The sequence below is a fragment of the Paenibacillus sp. URB8-2 genome (genome assembly GCF_013393385.1).
GTDB lineage: Bacteria > Bacillota > Bacilli > Paenibacillales > Paenibacillaceae > Paenibacillus_AQ.
This window is the reverse complement of the sequence record NZ_AP023239.1, coordinates 5,410,637-5,423,504: the sequence shown is the minus strand read 5'-3', so window position 1 is coordinate 5,423,504 and position 12,868 is coordinate 5,410,637. Positions and strand designations below refer to the sequence as shown.

Annotated in this window: 9 protein-coding genes; 4 read left to right on the top strand and 5 right to left on the bottom strand. The window is 51.0% G+C overall.

The features are described from left to right. The first annotated feature begins 138 nt into the window (after positions 1–138). Positions 139–504 carry a winged helix-turn-helix transcriptional regulator gene (locus PUR_RS25030; RefSeq protein WP_179037555.1) on the top strand — a complete coding sequence of 122 codons (366 nt, stop codon included), beginning with the start codon at positions 139–141 and terminating at the stop codon, positions 502–504. A gap of 111 nt (positions 505–615) precedes the next feature. Here PUR_RS25030 and pepT read toward each other — a convergent pair whose 3' ends face one another. The 3 genes from pepT to PUR_RS25015 form a co-directional block, all read right to left on the bottom strand. Further along, positions 616–1,848, bottom strand: a complete 1,233-nt coding sequence (gene pepT / locus PUR_RS25025) for a peptidase T (protein ID WP_179037554.1) — start codon at positions 1,846–1,848, stop codon at positions 616–618. 90 nt (positions 1,849–1,938) lie between these two features. Then, a complete protein-coding gene (locus PUR_RS25020) occupies positions 1,939–2,949 on the bottom strand; it encodes an LLM class flavin-dependent oxidoreductase (protein WP_179037553.1) in 1,011 nt (336 codons plus the stop codon). A 167-nt stretch (positions 2,950–3,116) separates the two neighbouring features. Then, on the bottom strand, positions 3,117–4,151 hold the full coding sequence (locus tag PUR_RS25015) for an IS630 family transposase (protein ID WP_179037552.1): 1,035 nt from the start codon (positions 4,149–4,151) through the stop codon (positions 3,117–3,119). 269 nt (positions 4,152–4,420) lie between these two features. On the opposite strand from PUR_RS25015, the gene PUR_RS25010 reads away from it, so the two are divergent. Then, positions 4,421–4,990: an RNA polymerase sigma factor gene (locus PUR_RS25010; RefSeq protein ID WP_179037551.1), complete on the top strand. Its 570-nt coding sequence runs from the start codon at positions 4,421–4,423 to the stop codon at positions 4,988–4,990. Next, positions 4,962–6,086, top strand: a complete 1,125-nt coding sequence (locus PUR_RS25005; protein ID WP_179037550.1) for a DUF4179 domain-containing protein — start codon at positions 4,962–4,964, stop codon at positions 6,084–6,086. Before PUR_RS25010 ends, PUR_RS25005 begins: the two co-directional genes overlap by 29 nt. 888 nt (positions 6,087–6,974) lie before the next feature. Here the strand turns inward: PUR_RS25005 and PUR_RS25000 are convergent. Together PUR_RS25000 and gtfA are read right to left on the bottom strand one after the other, a co-directional pair. Next, positions 6,975–7,952, bottom strand: a complete 978-nt coding sequence (locus PUR_RS25000; protein ID WP_179037549.1) for a LacI family DNA-binding transcriptional regulator — start codon at positions 7,950–7,952, stop codon at positions 6,975–6,977. Between the two features lie 99 nt (positions 7,953–8,051). Further along, entirely contained in the window at positions 8,052–9,506 is a 1,455-nt protein-coding gene (gene gtfA / locus PUR_RS24995; RefSeq protein WP_179037548.1) for a sucrose phosphorylase, read from the bottom strand. Between the two features lie 298 nt (positions 9,507–9,804). On the opposite strand from gtfA, the gene PUR_RS24990 reads away from it, so the two are divergent. Further along, positions 9,805–12,789 (top strand): ABC transporter substrate binding protein, encoded by a 2,985-nt coding sequence (locus PUR_RS24990; protein WP_232101639.1) that lies wholly within the window; start codon positions 9,805–9,807, stop codon positions 12,787–12,789. Positions 12,790–12,868: the final 79 nt, after the last annotated feature.

Below are 12,868 nucleotides of genomic sequence, written 5' to 3'. Positions count from 1 at the left end.
TTTTGAAATATAAGAAAGTATAAGCTTCGCGCTTATCTTTGGCCTTATATTTTTACGAGAAACGTACCTGCGTCTTAAAAAAGACGCCGTCAGGCGTTTCTTCTTATAGTATGATATCAACGAGAGGAGGCTGCAAACATGGCAACGGAGATCAAGGACCGGATCAATCTTATGGAAATTAACTGTGAAAAAGAGTTGACTCTGGCCGTCATCGGCGGAAAGTGGAAGCTAATTATTCTATGGCATCTCGGCCTTGACGGCACGAAACGGTTCAGCGAGCTGAAAAAGCTCATTCCCCATATCACGCAAAAGATGCTGACAAACCAGCTCCGGGAGCTGGAGGAGGATCAGCTTGTTCTGCGCAAAGTGTATGCGGAGGTCCCTCCGAGAGTGGAATACTCTTTGACGGAATATGGCCAAAGTCTGATGCCCGTCCTGCGCATGATGTACGACTGGGGCAAAAACTACGGGGAAAATGTCATTTGGAAAGACGGACGATTATAAATGAAACCGTCTGAACAACCCTCCATTACGCATAAAGAAGCCTCCGGGCTTGGCAATTCACGCCAGGCTTCGGAGGCTTTTATATAAAGGAGTGATAAGCTGCTCGGGAGATCAGGCCCGGCGCTCGAACAGCTGCGCAATCTCGATAATCACTTCGGTCGCTTTGACCATCGAATCGGCCGAGATATATTCGAACTTGCCGTGGAAGTTCTCCCCGCCGGCAAAAATATTCGGCGTCGGCAGACCCATATAGGACAGCTGGGAACCGTCGGTGCCTCCGCGAATCGGACGGACAATCGGCGTAATGCCGAGATTCGTCATGGCCGTATGGGCGATATCGACGATATGGCTTACGGGCTCGATTTTTTCGCGCATGTTGTAATATTGGTCCTTCAGCTCCAGCACGATGCTGTGCTCCCCGTACGTCTGTCTGAATTCGTCGGCCAAGCCCTGGATGTATGCCTTTCGTTCCTCGAACCGCTCGCGGTCAAAGTCGCGGATAATGTAATTCAGCCGGCTGATCTCCACGGTCCCCTGGAACGAATTCAGATGATAGAAGCCTTCCTTGTCTTCCGTGAACTCCGGCGCTTCTCCGGCGGGCAGCCGCTCGTGGAAAGCCATGGCGATTTTGGCGGAGTTGATCATTTTCCCCTTGGCCGTTCCGGGATGGACGTTGACGCCGTGGAAAATAATCTTCGCCGCCGCCGCGTTGAAGCTTTCGTACTCCAGTTCTCCCAGCGGTCCCCCGTCCATCGTGTACGCGTACTTTGCGCCGAAGGCTTCGACATCGAATTTGTGGGCGCCGCGGCCGATTTCCTCGTCCGGCGTAAAGGCGACCCGGATTTTGCCGTGCTTGATTTCCGGGTGCTGCTTTAAGTAATGCATGGCCGTCATAATTTCGGCGATTCCGGCCTTGTCGTCCGCGCCGAGCAGAGTGGTGCCGTCGGTCGTAATCAGCGTCTGCCCTACATATCCGCCAAGCTCCGGAAAGCTGGCCGGCGAAAGTACGACGTTTAGCGCCTTGTTCAGCACGATATCGCCGCCTTCATAGGCTTCCACAATCTGCGGCTGAACGCCTGCGCCCGTGATCTCGGTAGCGGTGTCCAAATGGGCGAGAAAACCGATGACGGGAACGTCTTTGCCGCTGTTGGACGGAAGCGAGGCGAACACATAGCCGTGCTGATCGACCGTAATTTCCTCCATGCCAATTTCGGCAAGCTCCTCCGCAAGCTTCCGGGCCAGGACCAGCTGTCCAGGCGTCGAAGGACAGGTCTCGCTGCCTTCATCGGATTGCGTATCCATACGGGCATACGAAATAAAACGCTCTATAACCTCTTGCTTCAACCTCTTCATCTCCTCTGCAGCTTCATTGCTGCCTTTTATTTTATCATGTTCGGAAGGCAAACCCTATTTTGGGCGATTTCCGTCCGATCTTCACTTGTGAAGGACCTCGGCGAGAATTTCATAGGAGCGCAGACGGGCGGCATGATCGTAAATTTGAGAGGCGATGATCCATTCGTCGGCTTCGGTCTCCTCCAGAATCTGCTGCATCCGTTCCCGTACGGCAGCTTTGTCGCCGACTACGGCATACTGCTGTCTGCCGAGGACAAGGGCCCGCTCCTGCGGACTCCACAGCTCTTCCATGCTGTCAACCGGAGGCTTCAGCTTGCCGGGACGGCCTCGGATAAGGCCCAGCGCCTGCTGCTGTGAGGAAGTCGCGAGCCGCCGGGCTTCCTCGGACGAGTCCGCAGCTACGGCGCTGAGGCCGACCATGGCGTACGGCTTGTCCAGCACACCGGAGGGCTGGAAGCTGCTGCGGTACAGGTGAAGCGCGGGCAACAGATAGTCGGGCGCGAAATGGCTGGCAAAGGCGAAGGGCAGACCGAGCTGGCCGGCAAGCCTTGCGCTGAAGCCGCTGGAGCCGAGCAGCCAGATCGGCACGTTCAGGCCCTCGCCGGGAGTGGCCCATACGCCCGGAGGGCGCGAGTCCGCCGCTTCGGGATCGAAATAGGCGCGCAGCTCGGCCAGCTGCTCCGGGAAGTCGCTTCCGTCGCTGCCGAGGCCGCGCCGGATCGCCCGGGAAGCCGGCTGGTCCGAGCCGGGCGCGCGGCCCAGGCCGAGATCGATCCGGCCCGGGAACAGGGATTCCAGCGTGCCGAACTGCTCGGCGATCATCAGCGGGGCATGGTTGGGCAGCATAATGCCTCCCGAGCCGACACGGATGCTCTTTGTTCCGGCCGCGACATGCCCGATCACGACCGAGGTGGCCGAGCTGGCGATGCCGGGCATATTATGATGCTCTGCCAGCCAATAGCGGCGGTATCCCCATCGTTCGGCATGCTGCGCCAGATCCAGCGAATTTCGCAATGAGTCCGCCGCCGTGCGGCCTTCCGCAATCGGAGCCAGATCAAGCACGGAAAGGGGTATATCTTGGAGCTTGTTCATGTACGAGCCTCCTATACAACACGGTTTATATATCATAAAGCAGTATTTACAGCTGCAAACCAGCGCAGTACAGGAATTATACCATAACGAAACATCATTTACATACTTAAAGTAAGTTTGAGTCTAGACTAAAAAATATAATATTATATAAGTTGAACTGAAAATCTTTATACCTGAAGAAGTAAGCGGTCAATTACGGCTTGAGGAGTTCGGTTGATGCTTTTCATAAAAGCGGCCACATGGGAACGAATGACGTAGAACTTTTGGAAAAACACATTGTTCACGACATCGTGCTTTAGCCATTTCCACAAACCTTCCGTGGGATTGAGTTCCGGGCTGTACTTGGGTAAATAAACCAACTGCAATCGGGCGTGCTCCTTGAGAAAAGGCTGAATTTCATCGGCATGATGAATGTGGGCATTATCCAGTACAACCACGACCTTGCCGGAATACGTCTGTAAAATATCGGTCAAGAAGCGTTGGAACGCTTTCGCATCCAGTTTTTCTTCTTCCCGGTGAAGGACATGGCCGGTTTCGTAATCGATCGCTGCAAACAGCTTGGCACCCTGATGCTGGCCATACGTCTTGATTTTTCGCTGTTGTCCTCTCGGAAACCAATTGTACTGTAAGGCTAGATAGGCCCGAATAGCCGATTCGTCTTCAAACAGCAGATGATCCACTTTTCCTTGATCTAACTGGTCTTTGAGCTCAGGTAGCGTGACTTGGCGAAACTGCTCTTGCTCCTCTGGATTGGCCTTTGCCAAAGTATAGGTGGCCTTCGTGTAGCTGAAGCCAAGGCGGTTCAGCATTTTGGAGACGCCTTTGAGCGTGTAGTCTTCGCTATACTCCCGAAGAATCCAGGCACGAATGAGTTTTAACGTCCAGGTATACTTCGCTTCAAAGCCAACATCGACAGGGCGTTTCTCAGCGATGACTTGCTTCAGCCGTTCCTCTTGCTCATTCGAAAGTCGCTTGGAACCACCCGGATATTCACCCAATTCAAGACCTTGCAGTCCGTTCTTACGGTAGTTCTTCCAGTATCCGCTGATGGCCGGAAAGGATCTGCCCAAAATATCGGCAATTTCGGTGAGGGTCCGGCCCTCTAGATGCAGCCTTATCGCCAAATATCTTTCATACATCCGGGTACTTTCCGTTTCCTTCATGGCTTCTGTCAGTTTTCCGATCTCTTGTTCTGTAGTCATTTAAATCTCCGCCTTTTCAGGTTCTTTCTTACCTTTTACCCGATTCTGGCGGTCCTTAATATTACGAGTTCAATTTATATAGATAGAAATATAAAGTTGTAGACTGGAGCGAGCGGCAGCTCTTCGGAGTTCTGGTTGCCCTGGTGTCTTGGAATCGTATTCGTGGTTGATGTTGAGTAAAATTCCAATAGTGCAAAAAAATTTATTTTGGTTGGTTGTCACAAACAACCGTCAATTTCAGTTATATAGGCTGAAAGGGGGGAGCTCAAATGAGCAGTTTCGACACTTCAGAAAAGAACGCTGAGATTGGTGATGCAATAGAAAAGGTTAAGTCAGGAGATATTCAAGCTTATACATTTATAGTGTCTCGTTTTCAAAAGCCAATTTTTATTTATTGCTTTTATTTGATGAAAAATCAACAAGAAGCAGAAGACGCCGCTCAGGATATTTTCATAAAAGGACTTCAGAATATCCACGGTTTTGTCCCAACGGTTTCCTTCTCAGCCTGGCTTTACAAAATTGCTTACAATCACTGCACCGACCTATTAAAAAAGAAAAGCAGAAATTACAAAACATACTTGAAGTACAAAATGAATATGAAGCAGGACAAAACATACCAATATTCGGATTATATTAATGAGTTATTGGACCACCTAAGTCTGGAAGAAAAACAAATCTTACTCTTACGTGCACTCGAAGAATACAGTTATGACGAAATTGCGGACATTATGGACTTAAATCCCACAACGGTCAGGAAAAAGTATGAACGGCTCCGTAAGAAATTAATTCAAAAAAAGGGGATGAGTATCTATGCGAAATATGCCGATAGCGGAAGATAAGGAAATCATGAGATTAAAGCAGCAAATCCGTGAGACGCCTGTTACCGTTGATTTGGTGGAACGTACCCTACAAAACTATGACGCCATAAAAGAGTCTGGAAGTCACAAAAAAAGTGGGCGAAGACGCAGATCGGTGTGGGTTATTGCTTCCGCAACTATGGCCCTTGTTCTTGTGTTTGGCTCTGGATTTGTCTCCCCCGTAATGGCGGATTCTTTGAAGCAAATTCCAGGGATGGATTCGATATTTCGCTTGGCGGGTGATTTGGGACTAAGAACAGCAGATGAAAAAGGGATGCTGACGGCTCTGAATATGGAGACTACTCACGAAGGAGTGACCTTGGAAATTCCGGTTATTATGTTTGATGGAACACGTGTTTCGGTTGGCATTGAACGTAAAGAGTTCGGAGACAAAGCTTTACCATACAGCGTGCAGGAACAAATTAAGAACGTACATTTGTCTATAGACGGGAAAGACATTAACTCGTTTGCGCCTGCCAATACCAGCAACACTATCGGACCTTATATTTTTCCAAACGAAAATGCAAATTCTGCGATTCTGGAGTTCTCGGATTTACGCAATCAGGGGGGGCAAGCTTTTCCCGATGAATTTGAATTAACGATGGATATAACCTTAACAGATGTGCAGGAGCCATTTGTAATCCATATTCCTGTTAAAAAGAACACGGCCAACAACGTAGTTCTGACCCCTTCCGTACAACGGACCTATGGTGACATCAGCCTAAGTTTGGAAAAGGTAGAGTTTACGCCGATTACAACAAGCATCACAACAAGGATTAATTTTACTGGAAAATCCGCTAAAACTTTCACTCAGTCTCCTATCGGATACGATATTTTGGATGCTGACGGGAATAAACTCAAGTTCATTACCGGGAATGGGTGGAATGCGACAGGCGGGGATGTATTGGTAACCGATTCAAGATTTGAACCGTTTAAATCTCTCCCTGAATTTATCACTATCAAACCATATATATATCTTTATCAAACTAATGATCCGAGTCAGTTTCAGCTAGACGACAAGGGAAATCCAAAAATTGAGTACCTTTCGGATTTAGAAATTACTATTCCTGTTAAATAGAATTAGGAATAAAAAGGAAGAAAACAAGGAGAACCTCGTTTTCTTCCTTCATTTTTGGAGAACTATCTTTGAACGACGAAAGTATAAACTCCCAACGCAGCACCATTGGATTTGAACGCTTCAACTTGGGCGGTTCCATATCCAATCATGGTAGCCTTATTTCCAGAAAGACTCACCACATTTGATCCGTACAAAATCATCCAGCTTGAACCTTGCATGTAATATGTACTGCCGATACCAAGGGGTATTGTTTGATCCTGCGTTGTAAAGATAGGTGTTGGTTTCCCACCTTCAGCTGGTGTGAAAGTAACTGTCACCTTTTCTTCAATAAGTAATTTTATGTCAATTTATTGAACTTATTGGTTAAACAGAACAAGGATGTGCGACTCCGCTGTGGCAAATTGAGAATGATCCTGGCGGAGTTGCTCCTTTTTCAACGTATATTGTCGCAAGCACAGCGGAGGCAATCACGCGGTTTTTTCTTGACAGGGCATGATTGGAGAGAAGCGCAGAGGCAATAATGCCCTATGTAGGACGATCTAGAGGTAATGGAACTTACCCTCTTAAAGCCGGTAAGTTCGCTTGGTCCCCCAATTGGAGAATTGGGGAATCCAAATAAGGTTTAGGGTTCAATAAAAAAGCGCTCCGAAAGCCCGAAAGCAGGCCACAGAAGCGCGTTGTGAGGAAAAGCTAAATTTCGGACTGATATTGATTAAAAATTAGTTGATTAAGCAAACAGGACACGATCGTTTAAACATTCAGTGGCAGAACAAGACTTTATTTTCTACAAACAACAAACAAAGGGCTGGCCAGAAATTCCCGGTTAGCCCTTCGTCTACATACAATCACCAGACGCCACGTCCTCTCGACTAGGCGTCCAGCTGCCGTTTACGTCGTTTCTCCCTGAATCAGCTCTACCGGAAAGATATTTTCCATCGGCACCGTGTTGCCCTGCACCTGCTCCATGATGAGATCGACCGCCTTTTGGCCCATCCCGGCAATCGGCTGGGCAACGGTTGTGAGAACGGGAGAGAGCAACCCGCGGAGCGAAATGCCGTCGTAGCCGACGATTTTGATATCCTGGGGCACCCGTCGTTCCCTGGCCAGGCAAGCTTTAAGCGCATAGGCGGCAATCACATCGCTGCTGGCAAAAATGCCATCCACGTCGGGATGCTCCTCCAGCAGCCGGTTGACCAGGCGCTCATAGCCCTCGAAGTTAAACCCATCTAAGTCGGTATGCACCTCGACATGCTGCAGGCCGCGCTGCTTAGCAATCTCCTTGAAGGCGTCAAGTCTCTTCAGCGCCAGCAGATCGGGATGGGGATGACCGCCGATATGAGCGATTTTGCGGCAGCCCTTGTCGGCCAGCAGCGCCGTTGCCAGTTCCCCGCCCCGGTAGTTATCAGAGCAAATATAGGGGATGTCGGTGCTGATCCGCCGGTCGAACGTGACCACGGGCAGATGAATCTGGCGGTAGTCTTCGACCTCCAGCGTGTGGCTGCCCAGAATAATGCCGTCGACGCGGCTGGAGCGCAGCATATCGATGTATTCCGCTTCCTTCTGCCTGTCCAGATGGGAGTTGCACAGCAGCAGCCTGTACCCGTGCAGGTAGGCATGCTCCTCGATGTGGCTGACCAATTCTCCGAAGAAGGGATGCGCCGCATGCGGAATAATCAGTCCGATAATATTCGACTTGGAGCGGCTTAGCGAACGGGCCAGCTCATTGGGCCGATAGTTCAGCTCCTCCATGGCGCCGTAAACTTTTTTCTTCAGCTCTTCGCTCAAATATCCCCTGTTATTCAGCACCCGGGATACGGTGGTAACGGAAACCCCGGCCTTTAAAGCCACATCTTTAATGGTGGGCATGCAATCGCTCCTGCCTGCAGGCTCCTTGAAAAGGAACGCGCCTCATCCCTTAAGATGAAACGCGCCCCGTAGGAACTTGGTTTTATATTAGGAAAAATGTTATACGCCGGTAAGCAGCGTCTCTTCGCCGGTATGCTCATCCGTGTAATGCACGGTGAATGTCCGTGCCGCAAGGTCGGCGCGCAGCGCAGCCCGAAGCGGGCTGTTCGTCCAAATCAATTCTAACGTAGACGCCTCGCCTGTGTCCATTACGGTCAGGTCGCCGTCAAAAGCGCGGCAGCTGTTGCGGAACTTCATCAGCGCGAACAGCCGTTTCAGCACGGGACGCTCCAGATTCTCTTCGACTTCTTCCTTCGTATAATAATGGCGGTTGATGTTGCGGCCGACCTTTGTTTGCTCCAGCAGCTCGATATCGTTCTTGCCGGCCAGCAGCCCGACGTAATAGACCTGCGGAATGCCCGGCGCGAAGAACTGGATGGCGCGGGCCAGCACATAGGCGTCGTCATCGTCGCCCAGGGCCGAATAGTACGTGCAGTTGAGCTGGTAGATGTCCAGATTGTTGTAAGCCATCGTATTGTAGACCCGTTTCACATTGGCGCCTTGGGAGAACAGATTGTTTTTCGTTTCCTCGATTTCTTCGGGAGTCATCAGATCGGCGGCGTCGACAACGCCAATGCCGTCATGCGTGTCCAGCGTGGTGAACTGCTTGCGAGGGCAGATGTTCAGCCAGTGTGTCAGCCGTTCCGCCTTTCCGCTGTACAGCGCATGCAGCACAAGCATCGGCAGCGCGAAGTCATATACCCAATAGCCCTTGTCCGCAAGCTTCAGCTGAATGCTGTAATGCTCGTGTATTTCCGGGAGAAGCTCGGTTCCGTACGGCTCCAGAATGGCTTTAACTTCATCGAGCATTTCCCAAGTGTCCGGTTCGATAAAGAAGCAGCTGGTGCCCGGCTTTTTGGTAGCGTATGCAAAAGCGTCCAGACGGATAATCGAAGCGCCCCGTTCGGCCAATCCCCGTAGTTGCTCCCTCACGAACTGTTTGGTCGTTTCCGTATACAAATTGAGGTCGATCTGCTCCTCGTCGAACGTGCACCAGATTTTTTCGGTTGTTCCGTCCGCGAAGGTTACATCGATATAAGGCGCGCGCGGCTTGCGCTTGTAAATGGCGTCCACATCTTCCTGCGTAGGCTCGCCGCCCGGCCAGAAGTCTTTGTAGCGGATAAACAGGTCGCGGTAGGGAGAGGCATCCTTGTTCTGCTGAAAGTCTTTGAAGTAGGCGGAGCTGCGCGAGATATGGTTGATCATGAAGTCGTACATTAAGTAGAAACCGCTTTCTATTTTGGCGACGTCATCCCATGTGCCGAACTCAGGGTCTACTTCCTCGTAAGTGAGCGGAGCGAATCCGCGGTCAGCCGAGGAGGGGTAAAAGGGCAGAATATGCACGCCTCCCACAATACCGTTAAAATGCCGGGAGAGCAGTTCGGCGGTCTCCTGCAAATTCTTGCCTAGGCTGTCGGCATACGTAATCAGCATAATCTCATTTTTGATGGTCAATTCAATCGGCTCCTGTTCAATTGGAATGGTGGGCAGATCGGTAAGACAAGGAAGATACATTCAGTATAAGAGTCGGGAACTGCATATGTCAACCGGTTAGCATACGCGAGTTTTCAGTCCTTTTTTAAAAAATATTTCCGAGGCTTCTTACGACAAATGTGAAAACTTGCATTTAAAATTTCAGACTTTCTTCCGACAATAGAAGGAGGGGAGAATTAGGCCTCGAATTAATATATTGTCGAAATTTACCGGCAGCTTTTGGTAGCTGGATACAGGCATTGAGGAGTGGGGTGAGCATATGGGATCAGGAATGGCTTATACAACAAAGCAGCGGATAGGGTGGTTATTACTGCTCGTTCTGTTCTTGACGGGGCTCTGCCCGCCATTGGCCGAAGGAGCAGTGGAACCTCCCCAGCAAAATGTCCTGATTCTCCATTCCTACCATAAAGGCTTCGCCTGGACCGATGATCAGAATGACGGCATTGTGGACCGGCTGAAGAATGCGATGGCGCCGCCCGTCATCTATACGGAGTATCTGGACTGGAAGCGATATCCGGAAGAGGACAATTTGCAGCGTTTCTACGAGATGATCAAGGGGAAATATGCGGACAAACATTTTGACGCCATCTTGGCGACGGACGATATCGCGCTTGATTTTGCCATACGTCACCGGAAAGAACTGTTAAACGACGCCCCCATTATTTTCAGTGGCGTGAATCAGGTCGGTTTCAATCGGATCAAGGACCGGCGGAACATGACCGGCATCATCGAGAACATCGATCCTTCCGAAACGATGAAAATGGCGCTTTACCTCAATCCCTCCATCCGCAACGTCTATGTCATTTACGACAATTCGGAAAGCGGCTTGTCCACCGGCCAACTGGTCATGAACAAGCTGGAGTCGCTTGGTCTTGGACTGCGGGTCTTTCCGATGAACCGGATGTCCAAAGAAGAAATGGAACAGACGGCGGCATCGCTTAAACCGGACAGCATTTTGCTGATGACGACCTATTACAGCGATTCTACGGGCCGAATTACCGAATTTGACCGTTTTTCAAGCGAGCTTACGGCCGTCAGCGCCGTTCCGGTCTATCATACGTATGATTTCGGGCTGAATCACGGTGCGTTCGGCGGAAGCCTGCTCAGCGGGAAACTGCAGGGGGAGAAGGCTGCGAATGTGGCGCTGCGCGTGCTCCGGGGAGAAAGTCCGAACCGCATTCCCGTCTCTTACGCCGGCACGAGCCGCGACGTGTTCGACTTTAATCAGCTGAATCATTTTGGGATTGCGCTAAAGGACCTTCCTTCAGGCAGCGAATTGGTCAATAAGCCGTTTTCCTTTTATGAAACGTATAGAAGCCTTGTGATCACCCTTATCGGGGCGTTTGCCGTGCTGCTTATCTTTATTTTCGTTCTGCTGTTCCATGCCGGGGTGGTCAGAAGAATCCGCAAACAGCTGATGGAGAGCAACGAGAGATTCAGCCTGGCGGCGTTCGGCGCCGATGCGGTTATCTGGGACCTCGATATGACGACGATGACTTATTACTTCTCGGACAGATGGTACGAGCTTCTGGGTTATGAAATCGGGGAGATTGACGAGCACTATATCGGTTGGAGCAGTATTATTCATCCCGACGACCTTGAACAGGAGGACCGGCAGCGGAAAGAACACCTGTCAGGACGAACGGTATACTATTACAGCGAATACCGGATACGCGCCAAATCCGGGGAATACAAGTGGTTTCAGGCCAGAGGCAAGGTGCAGCGGAACGAGGAGGGCGGCTATGTCCGGTTTGCAGGCTCGATGACGGATATCACCGACCGCAAAGGCTATGAGAGCAAGCTTCAGATGAGCTATCAGGAGCTGGAATCGACGTATGAGGAACTGACCGCCCTGCAGGATGAACTGCTGGAGCAGTACAACAAGGTGGTCGAGAACCAGGCGCTGCTTCAGGCAAGTGAGGAGAAATACCGGGTCCTTGCTTTCAATGACGAACTCAGCGGACTGCCGAACCGGTTGTCGCTGACGGAAGAACTGAAGGCGTTCATCGAGGAGAATGAGAGCGGCCAGGCGGCATTGTTTTTTCTGGATCTCGACAATTTCAAATATATTAACGACACGATGGGGCATACGTTCGGCGATCAGCTGCTTACACAGGCTGGGGAGCGGCTGCTGGCGCTGACCACCGGCAGCAGCAGACACTACCGTTTCGGCGGAGACGAATTCGTCATTCTGTTAAAGGACACGGAGCGGCAGGAGCAGACGGTTTTGTACGCCGAGGCGCTGATCCAGAGCTTCAACGAGCCGTTTCAGCTGGGCGACAGCACTGTGCATGTCTCGATCAGCATCGGGATCGCCCAGTATCCGCGGGACGGCAATACCGCCGAGGCACTGCTCAAGAACGCCGATATAGCCATGTACCGGGCCAAGCAGGCGGGCAAGGGAACGTACATGCTGTACGGACAGAATATGCAGCAGTATTTTGACGAGCGGGTGATCATCGAGAAGCATTTGCGGGAGGCCATCGATAACAACGAGCTGTCCTTGCAATACCAGCCCAAGGTGACTCTTCGCACCGGAGAACTGTGGGGATTCGAGGCGCTGATTCGCTGGAACAGCCCGGTTCTCGGCTTTGTCTCCCCTTTATCCTTCATAGGGATTGCGGAAGACTGCCGCCTGATTATCCCGATAGGGGAATGGGTGCTGCGCAAAGCTTGCCTTTTTCTTGCCGGACTTCACCGCCAGGGGCTGGGACCGTATCATATTTCGGTCAATATATCGGTAATCCAGCTGCTGATGGACAATTTTGCGGATACGGTGCTGGCTATTTTGCGCGAAACGGGGCTGAACCCCCGGTACCTGGAGCTGGAGATTACGGAGTCCATCATTATGGAGTCTTTTGAAGAGATCAGCATCAAGTTGGAGTATTTGAAGCAGCAGGGCATCGGCATCGCATTGGATGATTTCGGGACAGGCTATTCCTCCCTCAGCTATCTGAAGCAGCTGCCGATCACGACGCTGAAGATCGACAAATCGTTTATTGACGGCCTTCCGGGCGAAGGGAGCAGCATGCCGCTGGCCGGCTCCATCGTCGCCATCGGACATGATATGGGCCTGAACGTTACCGCGGAGGGAGTCGAAACCGAGGAGCAGCTCGATTTCCTGAGACGAGTGAACTGCGACAAGGTACAGGGCTACTATATCAGCCGTCCGATTGCCGAGAGTCAGGTGCAGGCTTGGACCCGCCAGTATGCCCGCCGGATCATCAATGTTGAAAAGTGTTAGAAAAATTCCTAATAATCCGTCGATTCCGCGCATTTTTCGACGGATAAAACTGGCAAACGGCAACCTTCGATACTATAAT